Origin of the sequence: Delftia sp. GW456-R20, assembly GCF_001622915.1 — a bacterium.
Taxonomy (GTDB): Bacteria; Pseudomonadota; Gammaproteobacteria; order Burkholderiales; family Burkholderiaceae_C; genus Comamonas; species Comamonas acidovorans.
Genome location: NZ_LWCN01000002.1, coordinates 41535 through 64572, shown reverse-complemented (window position 1 = coordinate 64572; position 23038 = coordinate 41535). Strand labels below are relative to the sequence as shown.

Sequence of the window (23038 nt, the reverse complement as noted above, 5' to 3'; positions counted from 1 at the left end):
CATTCATGGCCAAGACACAATCGACGGTGATGTGCTCGACCAGGAGGATCGTGATGTACTCGACGCGTTGCTGTGTGGCATCCCAAACAATGAGCGCAGCCAGGTGTAGCCATGACGTATACATTCAATCAGTTGCAACGAGTGCATGCTCGGGTGCATGAGGACGCGAGCGAGCCTGTGGCAGAGGGGAAATTGGCGGCGGCTCACGCGCAGCGCGTCGGCGTGATGGATGACGTGATGGCCCAGATGCTGCTGTACGGCAAACGTACCATGGACCGTGACGAGCTTGATGCGAACGTGGCCATCATGATCGACCACATCTGGCAGCAGCTCGTCGGCTAGCAGCGTCGCGTCCATAGCAAAACTGTCAATGTTTATTTCCGGGAGCGAAAAAACATTGACAGCTGCTGCGCCAGAACTCATAATTTGGTCTCCAACTTGAAGAGAAGAAGGGCGAAACATGAAGACGCTGGTGATCGCAAACCGAAAAGGTGGGGTCGGCAAGACGACCTTTGCCGTTCATCTTGGCTATGCGGCGCAGCTGCTAAAGCTGCGTGTGTTGCTTGTAGATATGGATCCTCAAGGCAGCTTGGGCGTCTCGTTTTCAGCACCTGAGGGATCACCTCCTGGAACGCTGACAGCGTCCAAGTTGTATGGAGATTCAGTGCAGGGGCTCCTGCCAGAAGTCTTGGGGCCAAACCTTGCAATCATTCGAACTGATGGAGCGATGACCGCAGCTGGTGCCGTCACGGCTGACGGTATCTATGATCGTCCTCGGATAAACCTTGCCACGCTGGCGGCCGACTATGACCTATGCGTGATAGACACACCGCCTGGCGCGGGCACTCATTTGGCAGCGTCGTTGAATTCTGCTGATTATGTGGTTACCCCTGTATCTATGGGGCTCTATGAAACCCATGGCGTTGAAAAGCTGCTCCACACAATTGCAGATGCGCGTAAGGAAGCACGAAAGGCAGGCCGTAAATTGTCTTACCTTGGGGTTTTGCCTACCAAAACAAATATGCGTCGCCGTGCCGAGGTTGCACAGTTGGACGAACTGCGCGCTGCAGTAGGTGATTCGATGCTGCCAGCCAGTTTGCCTGAGCGCGCAGCTGTCCGTAACGCTGTGGAAAAGCGCATTCCAGTTTGGGAGAACGTTCGTGGCGAATCGCACGGTAAAGCTGCTGCAGAATGGCGCACAGCGTGCCAATTGGTAATATCAAAAGTGATGGAGTAATTGTAATAATATGACTAATAACATAAGTAGTTTGGCAAATGCCCTAAACGCTGGCTTTGGTGAGGGCGATCAAGGCGAATACCAAGTCGTAGATATTGACAGTATTCACATTCTCAAACAGGACCGCGAAGAATTCGAGGACGAAACTCAGACGCTGGAAGATCTAGGGAAGGATCTGAAAAAGGCTTGGCTGCAGCCGGTCGTGCTTCGCTTTCGCGAGGAAGGTGGATATTGGTTGGTGGCGGGCGAGCGTAGGATTCGAGCTGCTCGTATTGCGAATATCACTAAAATTCCATCGAGAATTTTTGATATGAGCGAAGAAGAGGCCATAGCTGCTCAGCGAGCAGAAAATATCCATCGGAAGAACTTGACACAGCGTGAGGAAGCGCAACGCGTCAAACGTGATCTAGATGCTTTAAATGGTGACACGAAAGCGTTGCTTGCTCAATATAACAAACCCAAGGCATGGCTTTCTAAAGTGATGGCTGTCCTGGATTTGGGTCCCGAAGCGTCTAAGCTGATCAGTGAGAATCTGACTGCAGACAAGGAAGTAATTGGGGTTGTCAGGCAGATCGAGAAGCGCGATCCTGCCGAAGCAAAAGCGACGGTGGACCTGATACGTGCCTCTGGCGGAAAAAAGGATGTTCGCCAGATTGCAAAAGAAGGAAAAGACAAAGTCAAGCCTCCGGCTAAGCCAAAGAAAGATCAACCAAATAATTCTTCTAGTGCCGCTGGATCATCTACATCCGTTGCGACTCCCCCTTCAAAGAAGCATCAGGAACCGGGGGCAGCATCGTTGTTCAAGAGTTTTGGTGCTCAACCTCCTGGTTCTGTTGAATTGTCGGATTCTTCGGAGAAGATTAATACTTCATCAAAGCCTGAAGCATTGAGTCCTCAAGACGCACTTGATGTGCTCTCTGATGTAGAGAGGCAAGCCATGGAAGGTCGCCTTCGCGCCTATTATCGGGAAGGGCGACTGTCGATGCCAGATCGTTTTACGCAGTCTCTTTTGGAGGGAATAAGAGATGGTGCCTATGGGACCAAGGGCGAACAAGCTTTGAACCTGGCCGCATTTATGCAAGGCGTTGTGGGGCCTGGTAAGGATTTTGAACTCGATGCGTGCATTGCGTCGGTCAATATCAATTGAGGCGATACATGCCATTAATGACGGAAGCGCAATTTCAGAAAGCTGCAGGTTATGCAAGGGTTCTCAAAGCAAACCAAGAGGCTGCTTTTAAGTATTTGGTAAATGGTGTTCCTATGGCAGTTATAGCAAGAGATATGAAATGTTCGCGGCAAAATATCCACCGAGTAGTTAAGAGAATTCAGAGTGCTGACTTAGAGCGTCAGGAATACGAGCGTCGAAAGGAGCAGAGCTAGGAGCGCGTGGCCGAGGGCCAGTGAATTGTAGTGAATTCCCAAATGATCAGAAAAGAAGACATGACCATGAAGAACAATGCGAAGGTAATTGCTTTCGGTGCGGTACTGATCTGGGGCGCGTGGACGCTGGTGCCTGTCTTATTGGCTACGCTCGCAGCACTGGTGGCGGTTGTGTTCTACGGCATTCAGGCCTTCACACTTCCGCCCTGGGCGCTGGGATGCGGAGCGGCTGCTTTGGTGCTGGCGATTTTCATGACCCTTCTTCTTAGAGAAGGTCCAAAAAAGCGACTTCTTAGGACGTTTTACGTTGCAGCCAAATTTTTGGGTCTTTTACTGGTGGCATCAGGGGCAATGATGTTGGTGGTTTCTAACTTGCCGGAAATACCAACTGGCGCACCATCAAATGTCGCAAAAATCGATGCAGGTTTGTCCACGGCTGCATTCGGCATGGTTGAGGCCTTTGCTTGGGTTGCCGTTGTCGCTCTTCCTGTGAGCTTGTGCATTTTGACGCTACATCGGGTGTGGTGTGAGCTGCATCCCAACAATTGAAAGCCGAGGTGACGGCGCGTAGCGCGGCCGTAGCCACCACATCGACCAGCTGCAGGTTGATCAAGCATGGTCCCTGCCGGCGGCGCGTAGCGCGGCCGTGGCCAACACATCGACCAGCTGCAGGTCCTGGTCGAGCTCATCGACCAGCTGCGGCCGGCGGCGGCGCCGCCCAGGCCTGGCCAGCGCCTGGTGCTGGGCCAACTGGCCAAGACATGCAGATCCACGTCCACCAGGCAGGCGCGTAGCGCGGCCGTGGCCACCACATCGAGCAGCTGCAGGTCCTGGTCGAGCTCATCGACCAGCTGCGGCCGGCGGCGGCGCCGCCCAGGCCTGGCCAGCGCCTGGTGCTGGGCCAGCTGGCCAAGACATGCAGATCCACGTCCACCAGGCAGGCGCGTAGCGCGGCCGTGGCCACCACATCGACCAGCTGTAGGTTGATCAAGCATGGTCCCTGCCGGCGGCGCCGCCCGGGCCTGGCCAGCACCTGGTGCTGGACCAGCTGGCCAAGACATGCAGATCCACGACCAGGCCGGCGCGTAGCGCGGCCGTGGCCAACACATCGACCAGCTGCAGGTCCTGGTCGAGCTCATCGACCAGCTGCGCCCGGCGGCGGCGCCGCCCAGGCCTGGCCAGCGCCTGGTGCTGGGCCAGCTGGCCCAGACACGCAGATCCACGACCAGGCCGGCGCGCTGCGCGGCCGTGGCCACCACAACGAGCAGCTGCAGGTCCTGGTCGAACTCATCGACCAGCTGCGCCCGGCGGCGCCGCTGCGCGGCCGTGGCCACCACATCGACCAGCTGCAGGTTGATCAAGCATGGTCCCTGCCGGCGGCGCGTAGCGCGGCCGTGGCCAACACACCGACCAGCTGCAGCAGGCGGCGCTGCTGCGCCGCCCGGGCCTGGCCAGCACCTGGTGCTGGGCCAGCTGGCCAAGACATGCAGATCCACGTCCACCAGGCAGGCGCGTAGCGCGACCGTGGCCACTACATCGACCAGCTGCAGGTCCTGGTCGAGCTCATCGACCAGCTGCGCCCGGCGGCGCCGCTGCGCGGCCCAGGCCTGGCCAGCACCTGGTGCTGGACCAGCTGGCCCAGACATGCAGATCCACGACCAGGCCGGCGCGTAGCGCGGCCGTGGCCAACACATCGAGCAGCTGCAGGTCCTGGTCGAGCTCATCGACCAGCTGCGCCCGGCGGCGCCGCTGCGCGGCCCAGGCCTGGCCAGCACCTGGTGCTGGGCCAGCTGGCCCAGACACGCAGATCCACGACCAGGCCGGCGCGTAGCGCGGCCGTGGCCAACACATCGAGCAGCTGCAGGTCCTGGTCGAACTCATCGACCAGCTGCGCCCGGCGGCGCCGCTGCGCGGCCGTGGCCACCACATCGACCAGCTGCAGGTTGATCAAGCATGGTCCCTGCCGGCGGCGCGTAGCGCGGCCGTGGCCAACACACCGAGCAGCTGCAGGTCCTGGTCGAGCTCATCGACCAGCTGCAGCAGGCGGCGCTGCGGCGCCGCCCGGGCCTGGCCAGCACCTGGTGCTGGGCCAGCTGGCCCAGACATGCAGATCCACGTCCACCAGGCAGGCGCGTAGCGCGACCGTGGCCACTACATCGACCAGCTGCGCGGCCCGGGCCTGGCCTGGTGCTGGACCAGCTGGCCCAGACATGCAGATCCACAACCCATCAACCAGCTGCAGGTCCTGGTCGAGCTCATCGACCAGCTGCGGCCGGCGGCGGCGCCGCCCAGGCCTGGCCAGCGCCTGGTGCTGGGCCAGCTGGCCAGCTGGCCAAGACATGCAGATCCACGTCCACCAGGCAGGCGCGTAGCGCGGCCGTGGCCAACACATCGAGCAGCTGCAGGTCCTGGTCGAGCTCATCGACCAGCTGCGGCCGGCGGCGGCGCCGCCCGGGCCTGGCCAGCACCTGGTGCTGGACCAGCTGGCCCAGACATGCAGATCCACGTCCACCAGGCAGGCGCGTAGCGCGGCCGTGGCCACCACATCGAGCAGCTGCAGGTTGATCAAGCATGGTCCCTGCCGGCGGCGCCGCCCGGGCCTGGCCAGCACCTGGTGCTGGGCCAGCTGGCCAAGACACGCAGATCCACGTCCACCAGGCCGGCGCGCTGCGCGGCCGTCGCCACCACATCGAGCAGCTGCAGGTTGATCAAGCATGGTCCCTGCCGGCGGCGCGTAGCGCGGCCGTGGCCAACACACCGAGCAGCTGCAGGTCCTGGTCGAGCTCATCGACCAGCTGCGGCCGGCGGCGGCGCCGCCCAGGCCTGGCCAGCGCCTGGTGCTGGACCAGCTGGCCGAGGCACCGAGGCATGCAGATCCACGACCAGGCCGGCGCGTAGCGCGACCGTGGCCACTACATCGAGCAGCTGCAGGTCCTGGTCGAGCTCATCGACCAGCTGCGGCCGGCGGCGGCGCCGCCCAGGCCTGGCCAGCGCCTGGTGCTGGGCCAGCTGGCCAAGACATGCAGATCCACGTCCACCAGGCCGGCGCGTAGCGCGGCCATGGCCACCACATCGAGCAGCTGCAGGCCCGGATCGAGCTCAGCGACCAGCTGCGGCCGGCGGCGCCGCTGCGCGGCCCAGGCCTGGCCTGCTGGCCCAGACACGCAGATCCACGTCCACCAGGCCGGCGCGTAGCGCGGCCATGGCCACCACATCGAGCAGCTGCAGGCCCGGATCGAGCTCAGCGACCAGCTGCGGCCGGCGGCGCCGCTGCGCGGCCCAGGCCTGGCCTGCTGGCCCAGACACGCAGATCCACGTCCAGGCAGGCGCGTAGCGCGGCCGTGGCCACCACATCGACCAGCTGCAGGTCCTGGTCGAGCTCAGCGACCAGCTGAGCCCGGCGGCGCGGCCCGGGCCTGGCCAGCGCCTGGTGCTGGGCCAGCTGGCCAAGACACGCAGATCCACGTCCTCCAGGCCGGCGCGTAGCGCGGCCGTGGCCACCACATCGACCAGCTGCAGGTCCTGGTCGAGCTCAGCGACCAGCTGAGCCCGGCGGCGCGGCCCGGGCCTGGCCAGCGCCTGGTGCTGGGCCAGCTGGCCAAGACACGCAGATCCACGTCCACCAGGCCGGCGCGCTGCGCGGCCGTCGCCACCACATCGAGCAGCTGCAGGTCCTGGTCGAGCTCAGCGACCAGCTGCGGCCGGCGGCGCTACATGGGTCCCTCCAGCCTCTGCTACGGGATACAGGCATGTGTGAGTTGTGATGGGCCGAGGTTGGTGAAATGCGGGCAGAGCCTCCGAGGGCGGGGGGGCATGGATACGCACGCGTATCCATGCCCCAAGGTCTTCAGATTCCCGAAGCGCTATGTCTGGTGCGGTTTCCAGCAAGGCGATTGCAATTTGGATGAAAAAAAAGATATTTTTCGATGGGATGATAATAAGAATTATCATTCCTATAAATCTTGGAAGAGTGGTTCTCATGTCAACTGAGCGAACACGGCGGAAGCTCTCTCGCGCGCACTTTGCGTTCATGCGTGCGCTTGCCCAGGGCCTCGATGCTAAGGAGAGTTGGGATCGATACATGGCACTGGAGGGGGATGGCGCAGACCGTCGCGCAGTCTCTCGTGTCATGAAGTGGGTCCGAGAGGAATTTGCGTCAGCAGCAACACGCTTACGCAAGCCCGGCACGGCTAGGTTGTGGCGACTTGACCTAGAAAAATTCTCAGGCCATCGAGAGCTTTCAGAGCGGCAGCCAACTCTGGAAGAATTCGTTGCTGCAAATAACTGGGAAGACTTTAGCGAGGATGAACAGCTACAAGCCTATATAGAAGTATATGGATTATCGAAACCTCGTAAGAATGGCCGAGAGAGATTTATTGCTAGGCAGCTACAAGCTCTGACATGGCTAGAGAATCAAGTCGCTCAAGAGCCAAAATCTGAGGATGCCCCGTCTGCTTGGTTAAGCCCCGCATTGGCAAGAAAGATCGAGGAAGCCGGTATCCCGACCATCTATAGCTTGGCGCAATACATCAATGCCCGTGGTGAAGGGTGGCATCGGAATATTCCTGGGGTGGGCGCTGGAAAAGCATCTCGAATAGTTGAATGGATGCTAGCCAACTCTTTATCCACGAATATCAAAATTGGAGAGCACGTAATGATTAAGCGCAAGTCACTTTCTGACAGCGCATTAGCTCAAGTTGTGACGCCTGCTACAGCTATACGACCCATGGAGAAATTAATTATTCCAAAGGTCTTAGATGGTAGTGCTGGAAAATTCAGAATGCCTGCAAGTTACTGCGCATTGAATGCTGAAAATGATTATCAGGCTGTGGAGGCCTGGCTGCATAGCAAAAGAGAAGGGCAGGGCGGTAAACCATCATCAACACAGCGTGCTTACAGAAAGGAGGTCGAGCGTTTATTACTGTGGTCCGTTTTAGAGCGTGGCAAAGCAATTTCATCAATTAGCGTTGAGGATGCCAGCGCATATATGCAATTCCTGAGTAATCCACCAGCGGCCTGGTGTGGTCCGAGGCACCATCAGCGATGGTCACCATTATGGAGACCAATTGAAGGGTCATTAAGCCCGAAGGCCAGAGGGCACACGATGACAATCTTAAAGAGCCTTTACGTATGGTTGAACGCTCAGGGGTATTTGTTTGGGAATCCTTTTGGAGCTATATCTCGACCAGTGGTGCCGGAACAGTCGATAGGATCAGGGAGAACATTGAGTTTAAAGCAAATAGAATATATGCTGCTAAACCTAGATAATGTAAATTCCATAAAACATCCCGAATGGCTAGGAATCGCTTTGCCATGGTTATATTACACTGGTCTGCGGCTGCAAGAAATGATAGATGCGAAATGCTCAGATGTTTTTGAAGGGCGTAGTCCGGGAGTTTGGTTGCAGCGCGTTATCGGAAAAGGTGGTAGAACAAGAATAGTCCCGGTGCCAGAGCACGTTATAAATAAATTAATGAATTCGCTTGAAAAAATGGGGCGACCAAGGAATCCATTCGATCCGACTAATTCGAGTAGTCCGATTGTATCAAATAATGGAGAATCGAGTATATCGCCGAGTGGCTTGTATAAAACTTTGAAAAGATACTTTGAAGCGTGTGCGAAAGAAATGGAAGCGGAAGATCCAGTATCCGCATCCTTAATTAGAAAGGCGAGTACTCATTGGTTGAGACATACCCATGCCTCTCATTTGGTAAATGGCTCCGAATCGTATGGAGCTGTTCCATTGCACATAGTTAGAGAAAATCTTGGACATACTTCATTAAATACGACTACAGGGTATATAAGTACGGAAATTGAGCAAAGAGCTCTGGCAATGAATGGATTTTTCAAGTATATTTAGTAATGGCAAACTATAGGAGAAGATGTTGAATCAACAGCAACTCGCCGAAGCAGAGAAGAATAGGATTGAGGTGGAAAAACAGTCTGCCGGTTTCCTATCTGGTAAAATTGGTCAATTTATCATATGGACAATCATTGTAATTCTTGGAATTAGCTACTGCAGCGATAAATTGAAGAGTAGTTCAGTTCCCGAAAAAGAAATACAGTTAACAAAAGAAAAGACGATGAATAGAAAAAATGCGCCCGAAGGCGCAAATGGGATTGCACGGTAGATTATCTATCTCCGTATTTGTCTTTTTCGTATTGTTCCTTTTCTCTTAGATTTTTCTCGTATCTATCCTTGGCGTCTTCGTAATCGGCCGGCGTGGTCCAAAATCCCCCCTTTTCTGGTACTCCGACATATACGGGCTTCTCCTGTTGGATAAGTGGGTTTGAATAATAAGATTCGCATACTCCTGGAAGATTACTGGATATTATTTGAATATCGCCGGTATAAGCTGAGGAGTTAAGAGCGTCCAGCGTACAGCTACCCGCTCCATTTGCAATATCATCGATCAGTTTTGGTATTCCGTCATCGTTTGCAATTGGGCATAAAGCAAGAAATGCTTTTCTCGCGCGAATGGTCCGGGTAATGGTTTTTAGGACGATGGAAAAATACTTGGTGAGGGATGGTCTGCATTCTGGTGGAGTTAGTGCCGCAGCTAGGCAGAGTAACGCCTCGCAAGCAGACTTTGCGTCGCCAGTCAGCATTGAGGCCCCGTAATCTAGCGCTACCTTGGCAATATCCTCGGCTGTCGCTACTCCATCCTTTTCGCCGGTATCAGGCTTCGGTTGCTCCGGATACTTGCTGCCAGGTGGACAGAAAAAGGGAAATGTATTAACGCATGGCTTCCCATCAGGATCAATTCCATGCACTGGCATTGAACCATTTTCATAACCGCTATCAGAATCAGTGGCTGTAGTGGGTGCTTCTGGTACTTCGTATGTGCTACCCGCAGGGCAGCGCTCAGATAGATAGTCAACACAAGCAGTGCCATCAGGGGCGGTCCCATAGATAGGTACATCATCGGTTTGGGCATCATTGCCGCCGCTATTTACCGTGTCCTTTCCTAGTTCATCAGGATAGGTGCTACCAGGTGGACAGAAGAAGGGGAAATTGTTGATGCATGATGTTCCATCAGGAGCAACACCCTTAACGGGCATACCTCCGTTCTCCCCACCAGAACTGTTATCTTCGCCTGACTCGTATTTGCTACCTGCTGGGCAACGCTCTGATAGATAGTCAACACAAGCAGTGCCATCTGGTGCAGTTCCGTATACCGGCATATCGTCTGCACGGACAGATAAGGAGAAAGAGACGACAAGGAAAAGAACGGAGAATTTCAATGTCTTTATCATAAAAAATTCCCAATCAGATTACATTACAAATCGGGGCGCTGTAATATAGCATCACGATTCCGCTTGTTCCAGTGGTGGACACATTCCCCAATACTGAGCCACCCTTGCCAAAACCAGACATATTGTTTTCGTCGGGCGGATTAGTTCCTGTCACGCCATTAGTCACTCGGGCGGCGAAGCTTCCATTGCCATTGAATACTGGTACGCCCGCCGTGTAGTTGTATCCTCCATACGCTCCATCTATAACAAACTCAAAATCAGTGCTTATCCAGCCGCCATAGACGAAGTGGCCATACTTCAATGCACCAAAGCTAGGCGATGCTCCCCTTCTGTTACTGCTTCCTGCTCCACCATTCATGGAGCTACCAGCCATCCCTATATATGTGGGAGTACCCATTAGCGGAACTGCACCTGTACCTCCCATCGAGGCCGATCCACCCCTAGCGGGAGAGCCCCAAGAATATCCCGGTAGACTAATAGATGAGCTAACTAAGGCACCAGATCCTCCACCATAATATCCTCTGCCGCCCCAACCCGAGTAAAGCCCCCCAATGCTAAAATTTCTAGAACCTGGTTCTGGTGTTGCAGATGCACCACCAGCTCCAATTACTACCCGAATTACGCTTGGCGGATTTCTTGAAAACTTAAATTCTGGAGATGTAACGCGTTCTCCATTGTTTCCAGTTGCGTTTGGTCCGGTTGGTGCATCTGCACCAGCTGCTGCCGCAATAAGGGCTCCGTTATGTAATACAGCAGTCGATCCACCACCTCCAGCTGAACCGTAGTTGTAAACAGGGGGACTGTCCCCCTCGTATCCCCGATCTTCCCAAGAAATGTTTCCGCCTGATCCGCCTCCAATAAGAATGGCTCCAATTTGATAAGAATCTTCCAACATCGAGCCAGGCTGAGCGGTGATCGTCCTGTCCTGCGTAACGAATACCTTACAGAACTGCTTTGCAGAAGTTGCGCCGTTATTGGACCCACTAGGACTGGCTGTTTCCAGAGAGCTACTCGGGATGTAAATATACTGTGCAGTAGAACCCTTTTGAACAACAACAGGCGCTGATTGTGCAGTCGATATATTTAAAACAACCAGTGGGGTGAACAAAATGACCATTTTATAATTCATTATTGATCACCTCGCTCGATAAGATTTTTCAGTCCCATTGGATCAATTGTCGCGGATAGCGCATCAGTCAAACTGACCTTCTTATCTTTCAACAGGCTCTTTAGCATGCTGTTCATAGATATTGAGTGCTGAAGATTTCCAGAATTAAGCATTGCTCGTAGTTGGTCATGCTTTTCCGGATCAGCCAATATGTTTATAACTTCTGGCTTATCTCCTTTGAAAAAGGATTCATATGCCAATTCCCAAGAGTGAGAGTTAATGCTTGGTATCAACGATTGTTGAATAACGCACACAAGATGGTTTGAAAGTATTTGAGCCTTACTTCGTTGCTCATCTGCATTGAAAAAACTAAGTAGCTTTTGAATAGCAGAGACAGCGTCTCTGCCGTGAGTGCTCAAGATCACAAAGCGCCCATGCTCTGTGGCTCGAAACGCCACTTCTGCCTCTTCCCGGGTGCGGACCTCCCCAACTAGAATGGCATCAGGTGTCTGGCGCATGGCATCTTTTAGCCCCTGCTCGAAGCTATCTACGTCTGACCCAACTTCTCGCTGACTCACCAAGCCTTTGCCCTGTGACAATACGTACTCGATAGGCTGCTCTATGGTCACCGCATGGATGGGGCGGGTATCAAGCATCTTTTGAAGTATGGAGGCCATGGTTGTTGACTTTCCAACTCCCGTGGGTCCACTCACAATGACTAATCCACGGGTTGCCCTTACCAATTGGCCAACAATAACGCCAAGGCCGAGTGTCTTTAGGTCTGGAATCTTTTCTGGCAGTTTGCGGATCATTACTTTTGTTTTAAGACGCGCAACTGTAGTGAATATGGTGCATCGAAGGCGCCACTTACCTAAACCAACCGACAATTCATTTCGAGGTCCCAAATCACCTCTGGCAATTTCAGGTTGAGCAACTGCGTCTGCTCCCCGCAACCAGCCAATTGTTTTCTGCAGCTCGGCATCGGACAATATGCCATATCCGGTGGTCCTCCAACCGCTAGGAACTCGAAAGCAAACTTCCCCGTCACTTTCCAACAAGATGTCGGAAAACTCCAGGACCTCGCTGAAGTCCATTAGCTTCTGTAAATATTCATCTATCGGATGGGATCCAGAGTTTATAAAATCAAGCGCATTCTGAAATTCTTCTGCCGTGTTAGGTTCTGCTGATGTTGTCATGATGTATATCTGTTATGAGCCTACGAAATCTGAGAGTGTTACTTTCCATCCACCTTGAATACCGCAAGCTTCCCTTTGTGTTGGATCCGAATCAATCCATTTACATAGAACGCGGTCTTCATCGGGTATTACGCCGCCTGACGCGCCCATAGACTTCGCATCCCTTATGAGGGAATCAAGGCCGCCAACGGCACCAATAGAATTTGGTGCGTAATTAGGGATGCCAATAGCGCCAGAGGCTCCTACAATCAACATCTCAACATTATCAGTCGGAGTTGGAGGATTGACGGATTTGTTATATATACGTCTGAAGATTGCAACCATGTGCTGTTGATGCAAGTTCAACTCAGGGAATGAGGGCTGCGCGAATTGCTTCCACTTAAGTAATCCAGCATCAATAGCACAGGTATGCAAAGTTAAGTTATTGGATTGAATGCCAGTTGCCTCAGGCTGGGGAGCGTTTGCATCGACCCCAAGTCGGCACAGTTTTTCTGCGCCTGTGCCATTCGACATAGCAGAGCGTAAGGAAGTAGCATTGGCCCTATAATAAGCCAAAGCCAACTCGCCAAAATCCTGAGTTCTTTCAGAGTTTGTTATGCCTCTGGCTTCTTCCAGTTGCGTATTTTGTTTTTGTATCGCAAGCATTCCTAGTGGAACTAGAATAGCCGTTGCAAGCAATATTTCATAAAGAGCAAATCCGTTCTGAGCTTTCAATGGATACTGCATGTCAGACTTTCTAATTTTGCACCTAGTTTGATTAATGCTGGCCAGTTTCTATTTGGAACGGGAGTGCAGAATTCGGGCGCAGATCCTGGGATTATCTTTGCACTCCATTCATGCGAAAATGCGCCATTAAGCAATGATGAGCGTGATGCTCCGATGGTGCGTAGATCAGCAATAGTAAGCACCCCAGTAAAATTGGGATTTGACTTTATGTAATCAGCAACAAGAAATTCAAAGGTAATTCTTGCCTGTGATCCTGCCTCTTGCTGCAAAACATTACTTGCTGGCCTTTCTATAATTGGCGAAGATAGGAATGAAAACGTGATGCCAATGGCTGTGGCACCAGCCGCTAAGACAGAGTAAAGCCAGATACCCATTTATACGCGATGCTCCATTAGATCTATTCCATCAGGGGAGGTTTGCGTTGCCGCAAAAATAATATTTTGCTGATATTCAACTTGTCCGCGAAGATCGTGAATAAGTGCCTTCCGGATCATTGAGCTCTGAGGAGAGTCCTCAGGTATTGCCAGAATACTGGCTGATATTCTTCCCGCTCTCAGCTGCTGATGAACAACAACCTTGAGAACTGTTCCTAAGTTGGCATAAACAATAGGAAGTGTACTTTCCTTCCGATCAGCGGCTAATTCTGCAACTGACGTAATACCTTCCGTGAGTTGAGTCCCAAAGCTAGTTGCTATTACCAGAAATCCATTCTGTGCGGCCCGTATACAAGCGCGAACTGCGCCCCCATCCCGAAGTTCTCCCACAAACAGCATCGGCGTTGAGGCGGCTGGCTGACTGCGCAAGATGCCGCGAAAGGCCTCTTCCCAGCCAACCTCGTTCCCACCAGCTGGCACTTGTCCCTGGTGGCATATACCCTCTCCATGCCACCCACTGAGCGGCATTTCAGGTGGATCCTCTAGCGTGTAGGCCACCCCGCCGAAGCGTCTGAGGCGGCTAACCACCACTGATGAACCTGTTGTTGTCTTCCCTGCGCCGGGAGCCCCACTGATCAGCATCAGGCCACCGCGCTTGACGCGCTCAGACATGAGAGTCTTTATAACGCTCGGGGCCAGAGGCGTGGGTAGCTCTTCCAAACTTGGGGGATGCGAGCGCAGCAGCTTCAACCGATACCAGCGCCCGTCCACAGACATATCATCGGTGTATCCTCGGTAATGCACGCCGTCGTCCTTGAACATAAAATCACGTTGCGCGATTGTCTGGCAACGCTCAATTAGTCGAATACAGAGGGAAGCCTCTGCATCGCTAATTTTTCTTGGACCTGGTGCATAGGCAATACAGTCGAGAACGTCAGCGACATTACCCCGCAAATGTACGTCAGATACCTTGTTTTTGTGAAATATGGACGAAGACATGGAGCTGGTATCGATGATTAGCGAACGGCCAGAGTTAGAACGCGATTAGCTACTGCACAGCCTGTGGCCATGGCATCGATATCTAGCTTTGTAGTTGCCGTTTTGACAGAGGATTCACTTCCGGATGCGCCGACACTTGCAATATAGGAAAGCTCCGCAACTGCCTGCGTGATCTTCGCGCACTCTTCAGAAGACCGCATCAAAAAGCTCACCGTCCCTTGAGCCGCAGCCGGCGCCTTAAAGACCACTTCATTCCCGTTCGCATCGTAGATCTTTGTTGCGTCTTTGGTAAACTGGCTCGGGATCCTGTTCAGCTTTATCATATTCGCCGCGCTAAATGAGTTCCAATTGCCACCAGAAAGGCCGAAGGTTTCCTTTGATTTTGAAAGAAAGTCAACGATGCCATTTATCTGGCTTGAAGTCTCTGTATCCTTTGCCAACGTCTTGTAGATGACAAAGCCCGCACCGCTGGCAATAACAATAATTGCTACAGCTAGAACGAGCTCGTTCAGGACGTATCCGCGTTGGCGTTGTGTACGGTTTGTGTTGCGGATGAATTTCATGTGTATAACCTCAATTAAGATGAATACGAACTTATGGGGTTCGATGGCCCGTTGATTTAGTTGCGGATAGAAATGCCGATTTGACCAGAGCTTAAAAGAACGAGCGTCAATATCGTGGCAGCGAAAGCCGAAAGTGCGAACGCAATTAACTTAAATTGCCTAGATATTTTTGCTAACAGCTCGTTGTTGATTCTGTCACTGAGTTTCAATAGTGCTTCAGCAAAATTACTCCGTTTCCCATAGGCACTTATGAGCCATTTTGCTTCGCCCTGATACAGAGTGGCGAGGGCGTCACCCTCTTTTCCGCCCTCTCGAAGTAATAATAGAACTGACTCTAGATGCTCGTAGAGCCATGGTGTAGAACAATCGCGCAGCCGTTCAATTGCTGTGCCGAAGCTGACTTTTGCGTTTACTAGGGCAGAAATGCCAGCTAGTGTAATCGCCAGATTTGCATTGGAGTAGACAGTGAATGGGAAGATATGCTTATCTACTTTATTGCGTAGGGGGCCTGGAGTCCAGTTTTCTGCGGAAATTTTAAAAAACGCCAAATAGACCAATGCGACAGCAATAGTTACAGGTATTCCAATTGGCACGAAGTCCGTTATTTTCCCTAATATCGATGGCACAAGCGGCCAGCGTTCGCGTGGCAACACTTGAGTAAACAGTGGTATTGTTTGGGATCGAATAAAAAACAATAGTGCGACTATGCCCGCCATTAAAAATGTCGGTGCTGAAAGGTTGGATTGTATGGACTGTACCAGTGCTGCATTTTTCAAAGCCACGGCCGCTGCTGTTCTCAGCCCTAAAGGAATAGTGCCGGCGTGCTCTCCTGCATCCAATGCCAACCGCTCCGCACCGGAAATGCACCAGTCCAAGCTTTCTGACATTCTTCGCACGTTGCCGGATGCCCCGCGCGAGTCCGCCAACAGCTTGTGTGTTATGTATGAGCGTGGATCCTTAATATCACAATAGTGATTGTGAATCTCTTCAATTGCGGAGAATAGAGGAACACCATCATCCACAAAGGATTCCAACAGGCCATAGAATTCCGCGCGATATTTAGCAGTGAAAGCAAGCTTCGCTCGGACTCTGGCTAGGTTGAATATCATCATGTCCCAGTCTTTCTGAAGGTGATACCTGCAGATTCATACTGCGGAATCATTTCTTCCTCCGTTAAGCCGTAGGTTTGAGCAGGTGCGTTCTTCACCTCTCTGGATGCCATGGAAAGCTCTGTCGTCAAGTGCTCGACGTGTTCTTCGATGGCCACCGGATCCAATATCCCTTGTTCCATCTTATATATTGCGTGCGCGAGAGCGGTGACTCCATGTCTTCCAATGGCTAGGGAAGTACCTTCTTTCCAATGCTGCTCTGCAGACGCCAATTCTCCCTTTTCCAAAAGACGTAGAAATTTCGTGTCTGGAATAAGAAACTCAGCAACTGCCGTTCTTCCACTGATACCCGAATGATCACATTTCGGGCAGCCCTCTCCTTGGACGGAAAGCTTCGGATTCGCCAGGCTCGTTACCTGGGATAGACGCTGGAAGACTGCCGGAGAAATCTTTTTCACCCCGCCGCCCATCAGAGGGATCTTGCATCCATCACAAAGTGTCGGCACTAGACGTTGATAAACAATGCCATTGATGAATCCTGGCATTGAAAGAAGATCCCAAGGTATTCCGAGCTCCCGTAGTCGAACATACGTGCCTATTGCAGAGTGTGCATGAACTGTTGAGAGTGCCTTGCGTCCTGCTAAGACCATATCCCGAACAACACCGGCACTTTCGACATCCCGTATTTCGCCAGGAACAACTACATCGGCATCCTGCCGAAGAATTCCCCTCAACACGGTGGCATAGTCCATGCTGCCCCCCACAGACACTTGGCATGCGCCTGGTACTATCTTCTCTACAGGATTTTCTGCAGTAATGACCTTTATTGACGTGCCGCGCATTTGATAAATCCGGCGCATGCATCCCGCCAATGATTCAGATTTTCCACTGTTTGTAGGTCCACAGAAGATTGTTATACCTTTACTTGCGCCAAGTAAAGTGTCAAGCGCTCCGAGCTGATCTGCCGTGTATCCACAGTCCTTAAGTTCGATGGATTCTTCTTTTAGAGATTGCAAACGCAAAACAAAGTGGAAATTCGGATTGGGTGCAATAGGCAAGGAAGAAAAGCGAATACCAACCTCTTCGCCGTCGTCAAGCTTCCACTTGATACCGCAATCTGCAAGAGTTCTATAGTTCCAGTCGATATCTTTGCTGCCTTCTTCGCCCTTCAGGAAAAGAACTTGTGCAAGACTTGCCGCAGTCTCGTATGTTAGGTTGCGCAATGGCTTAAGTGCGCCATCGATTCTAAGAAAAACGTCTGCGGTAGGAAGCCGGGTTTCGACGTGGATATCTGAAGCTCCCTTTTCGAGTCCACTTTGGAGGATTTCTGTAATAAGCTTTTCTGGCTTTGTAGCGGCGCTAGTCGTCTCGCTGGTTTGCCCAGCATATTTGTTGTGTGTGTGCTCAATGACGTCTGAGGTCGCGCGTAAAAAACGCACTTGATAACCGTTGCTTACTAATTCCTTCTTTAAGTTCAGTGCAGCACCCGTGCCATAGGATTCCGGGACGACCAGAATTGCCGCTTCGCCGGGCTTTGTTTCAATGGCCACCATGGATTTTCTTTGAAATGAATCCAGTGCCACTTTTGTAATAGCGGTGCCTGCAGGGACGGAATGAAATTCCTTAACGATTTCGATATTTCTGGGTGAATTATCTGCCGCTGCTCTGCTGTGCAAGATTTCCATTGCTATTGATCCTTTTTTTGCTTGTTCCTGGTCTGTTCCACTAACTTGAAATGGGGACCGTGGATTGGATGGTGTCGAAGGTCTTCTACGGAATTCGAACATAGGAGCCAGTCAGTTTGAGAGTTGGAGCGAGTGCGGCGCCGGAATTCGTTGTAAGTGGAGTTGTCGTAATTGTTTTGAGACTGACAGAGTCTCCTATCAGGACAGATGTTTCTCCAATCAAAGAGAGTGCTACGTCTGCGACCAAAGCAGATTGATATCCCACGGTGACTGGCTGTATAGCGGATAGCTTTTCCTGCATTTCGACTGGTATATCTGGTTTCGAGGGCGTTGGTACAACAATTGCCGCAAGCTCAGGAGAAACCGTGAGAGACAGTCCAGGAATACTGCCAATTTGATGAAATCTCGAAACTATTTCCAAACGTTCTTCCCGCTTTCTAGGAATAGATTTGAGATTTGGCAACGGAATAGTAGTGAGCAAAGTTGTATCGTCTCTTTGATATGGCTCTAACCCATCCGGATTTAGAAGGGTTGCTCCATTTAGCGCCTTCCATGTTAAATCGCATTTTTTCACGTCGCATGAAACGATATCAAGCCTGAAACCACCTGCCTGTAGTGGCTGTTGAGTTATATAATCAAGCCATACATTTACCATTTCCCTTGGGGAGACTGTGGCTTCAATTTCTGCCCTAGCGTTTTTTACTATGTCCTGCACGTCCTTGTTGTATTTTTGAATTTCGGCATCGATTCTTGCGGATTCGTTTAGCCTCGCTAATGCAGCTTGCCTAGCAAGTTCTGCCGCGTCCCTGGCGATTTTTAAGGACTGAAGTGCGAATGCCATCAAGCCTATTGCGATTACGATGCAGATAATAATAACTTGCGTGCGATACGGTGATTGCGGCTTCTTGTATTGGCAGAGTAGCCGTTTCTTTGCATCTACCTTTTTGAGCGTTGCGGCAACGGATCGCAGAGAATCGTGACTAGATCCAATTAGTACGCCATCAGGAGCATAGTCAAAGTATTCGCCGAGCGCCTTGCCTGCCCCTTCTGCTGTCGTTATGTTGTCGCAACTTGGCAAAGGTATCCCGTTTCGGACACAACCTACCCAGTAGAGACCATTTCCAAGTTCGTGATATATGATCGCGTTTTTGTCTACCGTGCCTATTGCTGCAAGTGCATTAATGAATACGCCAGCGCGAGGCTGTGACGAGGTGAATTCCCTTGATAAGACGGATATGTACTGACCTTCCCCGTTTGCAAGAGATAAGCACATGGCAGAGTTACGAATGCGCTTCGAGGCTTCGGATTTTGTCTGGCAGAGAGTTAGATCAGCTCCAATGACATATTTATCTTTGGAGACACCATCTGAAATCGTCTGGGCCTTGCTGATCTGATGCAACGTGGGATTCACCATCCGGTCCTCACTGTTTAAACGGCTGCAGTGGCGGCACAAACGTGCTTGTGTTTAGCGCATAGCCAGGTGGTTGTGCTGACGGCTGACCTGGTTGGGCTTGGGGTGAAGTGCTTGGAAGCGGTGCAGATTTCATTGCTAGATAGAACGTCGATTTACTTCCTTGCATTGCTACCCGCACACCACTTTCCATGTCTATATTTGATACGGTCATTCCTGGGCCTATAACGTCGCCCTGACCTACATCTTTGATACCAGAGGGACCGAGATCGACTAATGCTCGCATGACTCTCTTTGAACTGTATAGCGAGATTATTTGGGGAATGACCGTAGTTCCCATGCCTTTGAACTGAGCGATAGCTGCATTTGCTTGCATTAGTGCAAGTTGTTTTTGAGCCAAGTGGGTCTTTGTTTCAATATCTGCAAGTGTTTGTAGATGACTTTGTGCTTGAACATTACTGGTCATCAGCACCCAGAAAATGGTATGGATAAATCTAGCCATTGTTAAAGCCCTTGGAAGAAACGGATTTTGCATCGCCAAATACATCCATAACAATCACAACCATATTTCGCTGTGAGCTGCCCCTGTTGCTGACAGTGAGAATGCCAGTGGATTTATCAGATACCGTGCGTTGTTGCTCATATCCGAAAAGGACAAGGCTTTCTCCGTCTTCTAAAAATGCTTGTTGCTGCAGCGCTTGGCGGGCGATATTGGATGTTTGAATTGGTGCATCTGGCGTCCCTCCTGGAGTTAACGTCAAGGAACTCAGATTTAACTGATATTGCAGAAGCATACGGTTATCATCCAAATACCTCGGCACAATGTTTCCTGTTAGGCCAACAGTTCGCGTTGCTTGCGTGCTTGACCTTGAAACCCCAACATTTGGCACGACGACGACATTAGAATTCTCTACAAAGCTAACATCATTGGCAATCTGGAAAGGTGACGGCTGGCCATTTGCCGCAACTACTTGTGCGCTTTGTATGTTCGTTACATTTCCTAGACTGCGTAGTGCTTGAGCGACAACATCCACTTTGCTACCGGCGTTTGCAATGCGCATTTTGAACTCGCCAGGGGCGCCGGTATTTGGTTGTGCCAAATTGGACGGCGAAAGATCAACCCCTTTTGTACCTGCAGAGTTTGCAATCGCAGCGCTAATGCTCAAGCCATTAACTGCTTCATCGTCAAGAGTAAGACTGTATATTTTGACGTTCACATATATGTTTCTTGCAAACCGTTTATTGACGTTCTCAATATACGTGGCTATGCGGTCAAGTGTGGGCGGTGTAGCAGTGACCGTAATCATTCCAAGGCCCTCGTTCCCGATAACGCCTTGCGTTTGCGTTGATCCTGAGGCCGTCTGATTGGATGGATTCACTTGAGCCAAACCTTGCAAAGCTTGGTCTTCTTGCGCGTACCCACGAACAGCTGTCAGAACTGAATCAAACGCGTTAATTTTCGATGTGCCGCTAATCGACACATTGCCTGATGTACCGCCTCCCGATGAACTGCCAGCTGCCCCTCCCGAGGCGCCAGAGCCTCCTGCGCTCGATCCTCCAGCCCCTGCCAGTGAGATGGACGACGCCACTGTGCTTTCTGTTGTGGCTACGTGTACGGAAAATGAGCGTGTCTCTTCCAGAAAAAAGACAATTTCTTGAGTTTGCCGGTCAAAGCGCCAAAACAGATTTTGGCTTCTTGCCAGCTGATCCAAGAAACCCGACAAGTTTTCGTTCCAAATAAACCCAGGCGTAATTGTCGAGGTCTTAGGTTCTACTGCTGAACTTTGAAGGTTTGCTGTTTTTGGCCTTATTGCTTTTCTAACTGAATATCCGGTAGATCGCGATATATCGGCCATCACGCCATCGAAACTCTGCATCGCACTGCGATATTCGAATTTCTCGCCAAAAATCGCAGGCAGCTTTTTTGCTGCGTCCGTTATTACTATTTCTGTTCCGTTGAGTCGAGGCCCTTTGTGCCGCACTACAGAAGCGGTTGAAGCTTGAGCCCTAGCAACGTTTAGTGCGTTTTCTGTAGTTACCCGTCCGTCATTAACTGTTGTTGCGGCAGTTTCTATGCCGTGCATAGTTCCACATCCTGCCAATATAGACACTGTCAATGAGGCAAGAGCGAATTTATACACAGTTTTATTTTTTTGCATGGCTGATCTCCATAATCTTGTTTGCTTCCCATATTTCGAGACGCACAGGCAAACCATTTGAGTAGAGATGATTTACAGCACGTTCCGTGGCTACATCAACCGGCCCTGTATATTTAATCGGAGAAGCACCAGGAGGTATCCAGCTTTTCTCGCTTGACCAAATCAATGTCCAACCACTCTTCTTTGCCCAGTCGGAAAGCTGCTGATCTATCCGAATTCCGGGCATTATTAGAAATTCGGGTTCGTCAACAATTGTGGCCGCTGCCCCTTGTTCGACTTTTGTCTGCAGTGCAGGGTGCGAGGTTACTTTCGGAAGTTCGCTGCTCGTTTCTGTCGATTTCAATGCCTTAGGATTTGGCCGCCCAGGCATTACATTTATTTGGCCGGCTTCAAAGTTTGGTTTCAGTTGGAGCCCCGCCTGGCTTGTGGCTTGCTGTAACGCTACCATCCAGTCTACGGATGCATCCCACTTCAATACTGTAGCTTCTGGTATCCGATAATCGATAGTTGCCTGTAAAGGCGCGGGGACCAACTGTATTAATGCCTTTTCAATTAGCGCACTACCTGCAGGAACATACTGTGCGTTTGCGGTGGCGGCCGTAATCGCAAATACAGTGATGGCTAGTATTTTCATAGGAACCTCTATCTACCGTCTTGCGGTACTCGAAATCAACGGCAGAAATCCACTAGCCGCCGCTTTTTCTACACGCGTAACATATCCATTGTGGATTCCACGGACAAAGCTACCGCTGTTGTACGATGAAATTGCGGCCCTTAATGCATTCTGGCCTGGACCAAATTTCACGGATGCTCTTGCATACTCTGATGTAAGGATTGCCGCTCCAGCCGAAATATTCTTGCAGGGGTCAAATGCCGTTGAGGGTGTAAGTCCAACCCGTGCGAAATTTGACGAGTTGACTTGAGCAGCTCCCGCGTCGAATTTATAGCCGTTCGCATATAGCCAAGTCGCCCACTGAATTGCCTCGAATTGATTTTTTGGCTGACGAGACAATGTGTATTCGGATTCGCCTTTGCGTATTAGATAACCAATAGCATTTGGCCGAAAACCAGATTCGGTTTTAACGATGGCTCGCATCGTTGTGGTCGCTACTGTGGGAGCACAGTTTGCCAATAGCCCTTCAACGTCATCAATGATCACTTGATGCTCACTTGAGGTGTCTGGGCTGCGGTCCAGCGTGAAGAGAGGTCATCGGGATACACGAAGACTGTGCGCAGCATTGAGTCAGCACGACTGGCGCGGAGAAACATGTGGTAAGTGCGCTTCGTGGTGATAACGATGAGAGACGTTTCTATACCCGGCTCCAGTGGCATGACTGTGAGATGCGGCACCTCCTGTCCTCCCTGCCCTGCTGTCACCAAGTCCAGTTGCCACCTGACCTTGTCACCCGTTCTAAGCGGGGGAACTACTTTTTCCCCGGGCTGAAGCTCAATGTCGCAGACGTGGCCTACCGCGCATACGATCACCGGCGTAGATGCCCCATACACGTATCTGGTGGTTAGTGGTTTGGTATTTTGTAACGAGTAGTGTGAATCTCGCGCGTCACCTACCGGACCACTTTCCTGGCCAGTGACACGCCTAACACGTTGGTCGAGGGGGGTATCAGGATTGTTTCGCCCCCGCGAAACTTCTTCAGGGCCGACCCGATTGATTGGTTGGCGGTCACCCCTTGTGGTGGGGTAAGCCAGTTCATTCGAGGTGTTCTGAAACGTCGAACAGCCGCTAAGTGCGGCTGTTACAAGCAGGGGATACGCAAATTTCATGGCATTTCTGGCTCATCAAGATGAAACCAAAGAATACCATTTTTTTAACCAA

Annotated in this window: 30 protein-coding genes; 7 read left to right on the top strand and 23 right to left on the bottom strand. The window is 51.7% G+C overall.

What is annotated here, in order from left to right; genetic code table 11:
- Nucleotides 1-111: 111 nt before the first annotated feature.
- The 5 genes from A4F85_RS01240 (at nucleotide 112) to A4F85_RS30165 (ending at nucleotide 3166) form a co-directional block, all read left to right on the top strand.
- Nucleotides 112-342 (top strand): hypothetical protein, encoded by a 231-nt coding sequence (locus A4F85_RS01240; RefSeq protein ID WP_156516901.1) that lies wholly within the window; start codon nucleotides 112-114, stop codon nucleotides 340-342.
- 118 nt (nucleotides 343-460) lie between these two features.
- Entirely contained in the window at nucleotides 461-1237 is a 777-nt protein-coding gene (locus tag A4F85_RS29135; protein ID WP_082848074.1) for a ParA family protein, read from the top strand.
- Between the two features lie 10 nt (nucleotides 1238-1247).
- Nucleotides 1248-2384 carry a ParB/RepB/Spo0J family partition protein gene (locus A4F85_RS29130; RefSeq protein ID WP_082848073.1) on the top strand — a complete coding sequence of 379 codons (1137 nt, stop codon included), beginning with the start codon at nucleotides 1248-1250 and terminating at the stop codon, nucleotides 2382-2384.
- A gap of 8 nt (nucleotides 2385-2392) precedes the next feature.
- Complete coding sequence (locus A4F85_RS31355; RefSeq protein WP_082848072.1) at nucleotides 2393-2617, top strand: TrfB-related DNA-binding protein; 225 nt, start codon at nucleotides 2393-2395, stop codon at nucleotides 2615-2617.
- A gap of 60 nt (nucleotides 2618-2677) precedes the next feature.
- Nucleotides 2678-3166 carry a hypothetical protein gene (locus A4F85_RS30165; protein ID WP_156516900.1) on the top strand — a complete coding sequence of 163 codons (489 nt, stop codon included), beginning with the start codon at nucleotides 2678-2680 and terminating at the stop codon, nucleotides 3164-3166.
- A 136-nt stretch (nucleotides 3167-3302) separates the two neighbouring features.
- Here A4F85_RS30165 and A4F85_RS30160 read toward each other — a convergent pair whose 3' ends face one another.
- The 8 genes from A4F85_RS30160 to A4F85_RS01215 all read right to left on the bottom strand — a co-directional run bounded on the left by A4F85_RS30160 (nucleotide 3303) and on the right by A4F85_RS01215 (nucleotide 6121).
- Complete coding sequence (locus tag A4F85_RS30160; RefSeq protein WP_156516899.1) at nucleotides 3303-3608, bottom strand: hypothetical protein; 306 nt, start codon at nucleotides 3606-3608, stop codon at nucleotides 3303-3305.
- A 572-nt stretch (nucleotides 3609-4180) separates the two neighbouring features.
- Nucleotides 4181-4420 carry a hypothetical protein gene (locus A4F85_RS30155; RefSeq protein ID WP_156516898.1) on the bottom strand — a complete coding sequence of 80 codons (240 nt, stop codon included), beginning with the start codon at nucleotides 4418-4420 and terminating at the stop codon, nucleotides 4181-4183.
- The gene (locus tag A4F85_RS01230) at nucleotides 4338-4568 is read right to left on the bottom strand and encodes a hypothetical protein (RefSeq protein ID WP_063325406.1); all 231 of its coding nucleotides are present in this window, start codon (nucleotides 4566-4568) and stop codon (nucleotides 4338-4340) included. The genes A4F85_RS30155 and A4F85_RS01230 overlap by 83 nt, the downstream gene beginning before the upstream one ends.
- 72 nt (nucleotides 4569-4640) lie before the next feature.
- Entirely contained in the window at nucleotides 4641-5186 is a 546-nt protein-coding gene (locus A4F85_RS30150) for a hypothetical protein (protein WP_156516897.1), read from the bottom strand.
- Complete coding sequence (locus tag A4F85_RS30145; protein WP_156516896.1) at nucleotides 5183-5329, bottom strand: hypothetical protein; 147 nt, start codon at nucleotides 5327-5329, stop codon at nucleotides 5183-5185. Before A4F85_RS30145 ends, A4F85_RS30150 begins: the two co-directional genes overlap by 4 nt.
- Nucleotides 5326-5487, bottom strand: coding sequence for a hypothetical protein (locus tag A4F85_RS30140; protein WP_156516895.1), 162 nt, complete (start codon nucleotides 5485-5487; stop codon nucleotides 5326-5328). The genes A4F85_RS30145 and A4F85_RS30140 overlap by 4 nt, the downstream gene beginning before the upstream one ends.
- A gap of 42 nt (nucleotides 5488-5529) precedes the next feature.
- Nucleotides 5530-5781 (bottom strand): hypothetical protein, encoded by a 252-nt coding sequence (locus tag A4F85_RS01220; protein WP_063325404.1) that lies wholly within the window; start codon nucleotides 5779-5781, stop codon nucleotides 5530-5532.
- A complete protein-coding gene (locus A4F85_RS01215) occupies nucleotides 5717-6121 on the bottom strand; it encodes a hypothetical protein (RefSeq protein WP_063325403.1) in 405 nt (134 codons plus the stop codon). Before A4F85_RS01215 ends, A4F85_RS01220 begins: the two co-directional genes overlap by 65 nt.
- Before the next feature lie 361 nt (nucleotides 6122-6482).
- Between A4F85_RS01215 and A4F85_RS30135 the strand changes: the two genes are divergently transcribed.
- Both A4F85_RS30135 and A4F85_RS30130 read left to right on the top strand, forming a co-directional pair.
- Nucleotides 6483-8477 carry a phage integrase family protein gene (locus A4F85_RS30135; protein ID WP_156516894.1) on the top strand — a complete coding sequence of 665 codons (1995 nt, stop codon included), beginning with the start codon at nucleotides 6483-6485 and terminating at the stop codon, nucleotides 8475-8477.
- 25 nt (nucleotides 8478-8502) lie between these two features.
- Nucleotides 8503-8748, top strand: a complete 246-nt coding sequence (locus A4F85_RS30130) for a hypothetical protein (RefSeq protein WP_156516893.1) — start codon at nucleotides 8503-8505, stop codon at nucleotides 8746-8748.
- Nucleotide 8749: 1 nt separating this feature from the next.
- Here A4F85_RS30130 and A4F85_RS29115 read toward each other — a convergent pair whose 3' ends face one another.
- The 15 genes from A4F85_RS29115 to A4F85_RS31345 form a co-directional block, all read right to left on the bottom strand.
- Nucleotides 8750-9862 carry a TrbM/KikA/MpfK family conjugal transfer protein gene (locus A4F85_RS29115; protein WP_197485434.1) on the bottom strand — a complete coding sequence of 371 codons (1113 nt, stop codon included), beginning with the start codon at nucleotides 9860-9862 and terminating at the stop codon, nucleotides 8750-8752.
- A 25-nt stretch (nucleotides 9863-9887) separates the two neighbouring features.
- A complete protein-coding gene (locus A4F85_RS30125; protein WP_156516892.1) occupies nucleotides 9888-11003 on the bottom strand; it encodes a hypothetical protein in 1116 nt (371 codons plus the stop codon).
- Nucleotides 11003-12178, bottom strand: coding sequence for a type IV pilus twitching motility protein PilT (locus A4F85_RS29110; protein WP_082848070.1), 1176 nt, complete (start codon nucleotides 12176-12178; stop codon nucleotides 11003-11005). Before A4F85_RS29110 ends, A4F85_RS30125 begins: the two co-directional genes overlap by 1 nt.
- Nucleotides 12179-12190: 12 nt before the next feature.
- On the bottom strand, nucleotides 12191-12904 hold the full coding sequence (locus tag A4F85_RS30120; RefSeq protein WP_156516891.1) for a hypothetical protein: 714 nt from the start codon (nucleotides 12902-12904) through the stop codon (nucleotides 12191-12193).
- Complete coding sequence (locus A4F85_RS30115; RefSeq protein WP_156516890.1) at nucleotides 12889-13278, bottom strand: hypothetical protein; 390 nt, start codon at nucleotides 13276-13278, stop codon at nucleotides 12889-12891. Before A4F85_RS30115 ends, A4F85_RS30120 begins: the two co-directional genes overlap by 16 nt.
- Nucleotides 13279-14277, bottom strand: a complete 999-nt coding sequence (locus tag A4F85_RS29105) for an ATPase, T2SS/T4P/T4SS family (protein ID WP_082848069.1) — start codon at nucleotides 14275-14277, stop codon at nucleotides 13279-13281.
- 17 nt (nucleotides 14278-14294) lie between these two features.
- The gene (locus A4F85_RS30110; protein WP_156516889.1) at nucleotides 14295-14840 is read right to left on the bottom strand and encodes a hypothetical protein; all 546 of its coding nucleotides are present in this window, start codon (nucleotides 14838-14840) and stop codon (nucleotides 14295-14297) included.
- A gap of 56 nt (nucleotides 14841-14896) precedes the next feature.
- On the bottom strand, nucleotides 14897-15952 hold the full coding sequence (locus A4F85_RS29100; RefSeq protein WP_082848068.1) for a type II secretion system F family protein: 1056 nt from the start codon (nucleotides 15950-15952) through the stop codon (nucleotides 14897-14899).
- Nucleotides 15949-17634, bottom strand: a complete 1686-nt coding sequence (locus tag A4F85_RS29095; RefSeq protein ID WP_197485433.1) for a GspE/PulE family protein — start codon at nucleotides 17632-17634, stop codon at nucleotides 15949-15951. Before A4F85_RS29095 ends, A4F85_RS29100 begins: the two co-directional genes overlap by 4 nt.
- Nucleotides 17635-17719: 85 nt before the next feature.
- Nucleotides 17720-19045, bottom strand: a complete 1326-nt coding sequence (locus A4F85_RS30105) for a type 4b pilus protein PilO2 (protein WP_197485432.1) — start codon at nucleotides 19043-19045, stop codon at nucleotides 17720-17722.
- Between the two features lie 10 nt (nucleotides 19046-19055).
- Entirely contained in the window at nucleotides 19056-19580 is a 525-nt protein-coding gene (locus A4F85_RS30100; protein ID WP_156516887.1) for a hypothetical protein, read from the bottom strand.
- Nucleotides 19540-21204: a hypothetical protein gene (locus A4F85_RS29090; RefSeq protein WP_197485431.1), complete on the bottom strand. Its 1665-nt coding sequence runs from the start codon at nucleotides 21202-21204 to the stop codon at nucleotides 19540-19542. Before A4F85_RS29090 ends, A4F85_RS30100 begins: the two co-directional genes overlap by 41 nt.
- Nucleotides 21191-21838 (bottom strand): TcpQ domain-containing protein, encoded by a 648-nt coding sequence (locus tag A4F85_RS29085; RefSeq protein ID WP_082848066.1) that lies wholly within the window; start codon nucleotides 21836-21838, stop codon nucleotides 21191-21193. Before A4F85_RS29085 ends, A4F85_RS29090 begins: the two co-directional genes overlap by 14 nt.
- A gap of 12 nt (nucleotides 21839-21850) precedes the next feature.
- Nucleotides 21851-22363 carry a lytic transglycosylase domain-containing protein gene (locus tag A4F85_RS31350; RefSeq protein ID WP_156516886.1) on the bottom strand — a complete coding sequence of 171 codons (513 nt, stop codon included), beginning with the start codon at nucleotides 22361-22363 and terminating at the stop codon, nucleotides 21851-21853.
- A complete protein-coding gene (locus A4F85_RS31345; protein ID WP_082848064.1) occupies nucleotides 22360-22986 on the bottom strand; it encodes a TrbG/VirB9 family P-type conjugative transfer protein in 627 nt (208 codons plus the stop codon). The genes A4F85_RS31350 and A4F85_RS31345 overlap by 4 nt, the downstream gene beginning before the upstream one ends.
- Nucleotides 22987-23038 lie beyond the last annotated feature (52 nt).

Excerpts from the sequence above, each read along its gene's own strand:
- A4F85_RS01240 (WP_156516901.1), top strand. The coding sequence starts at position 112 with ATGACGTATACATTCAATCAGTTGCAACGAGTGCATGCTCGGGTGCAT.
- A4F85_RS29135 (WP_082848074.1), top strand. The coding sequence starts at position 461 with ATGAAGACGCTGGTGATCGCAAACCGAAAAGGTGGGGTCGGCAAGACG.
- A4F85_RS29130 (WP_082848073.1), top strand. The coding sequence starts at position 1,248 with ATGACTAATAACATAAGTAGTTTGGCAAATGCCCTAAACGCTGGCTTT.
- A4F85_RS31355 (WP_082848072.1), top strand. The coding sequence starts at position 2,393 with ATGCCATTAATGACGGAAGCGCAATTTCAGAAAGCTGCAGGTTATGCA.
- A4F85_RS30165 (WP_156516900.1), top strand. The coding sequence starts at position 2,678 with ATGACCATGAAGAACAATGCGAAGGTAATTGCTTTCGGTGCGGTACTG.
- A4F85_RS30140 (WP_156516895.1), bottom strand. The coding sequence starts at position 5,487 with ATGCCTCGGTGCCTCGGCCAGCTGGTCCAGCACCAGGCGCTGGCCAGG.
- A4F85_RS30135 (WP_156516894.1), top strand. The coding sequence starts at position 6,483 with ATGTCTGGTGCGGTTTCCAGCAAGGCGATTGCAATTTGGATGAAAAAA.
- A4F85_RS30125 (WP_156516892.1), bottom strand. The coding sequence starts at position 11,003 with ATGAATTATAAAATGGTCATTTTGTTCACCCCACTGGTTGTTTTAAAT.
- A4F85_RS29110 (WP_082848070.1), bottom strand. The coding sequence starts at position 12,178 with ATGACAACATCAGCAGAACCTAACACGGCAGAAGAATTTCAGAATGCG.
- A4F85_RS30120 (WP_156516891.1), bottom strand. The coding sequence starts at position 12,904 with ATGCAGTATCCATTGAAAGCTCAGAACGGATTTGCTCTTTATGAAATA.
- A4F85_RS30115 (WP_156516890.1), bottom strand. The coding sequence starts at position 13,278 with ATGGGTATCTGGCTTTACTCTGTCTTAGCGGCTGGTGCCACAGCCATT.
- A4F85_RS29105 (WP_082848069.1), bottom strand. The coding sequence starts at position 14,277 with ATGTCTTCGTCCATATTTCACAAAAACAAGGTATCTGACGTACATTTG.
- A4F85_RS30110 (WP_156516889.1), bottom strand. The coding sequence starts at position 14,840 with ATGAAATTCATCCGCAACACAAACCGTACACAACGCCAACGCGGATAC.
- A4F85_RS29100 (WP_082848068.1), bottom strand. The coding sequence starts at position 15,952 with ATGATGATATTCAACCTAGCCAGAGTCCGAGCGAAGCTTGCTTTCACT.
- A4F85_RS29095 (WP_197485433.1), bottom strand. The coding sequence starts at position 17,634 with ATGGAAATCTTGCACAGCAGAGCAGCGGCAGATAATTCACCCAGAAAT.
- A4F85_RS30100 (WP_156516887.1), bottom strand. The coding sequence starts at position 19,580 with ATGCAAAATCCGTTTCTTCCAAGGGCTTTAACAATGGCTAGATTTATC.
- A4F85_RS29090 (WP_197485431.1), bottom strand. The coding sequence starts at position 21,204 with ATGCAAAAAAATAAAACTGTGTATAAATTCGCTCTTGCCTCATTGACA.
- A4F85_RS29085 (WP_082848066.1), bottom strand. The coding sequence starts at position 21,838 with ATGAAAATACTAGCCATCACTGTATTTGCGATTACGGCCGCCACCGCA.
- A4F85_RS31345 (WP_082848064.1), bottom strand. The coding sequence starts at position 22,986 with ATGAAATTTGCGTATCCCCTGCTTGTAACAGCCGCACTTAGCGGCTGT.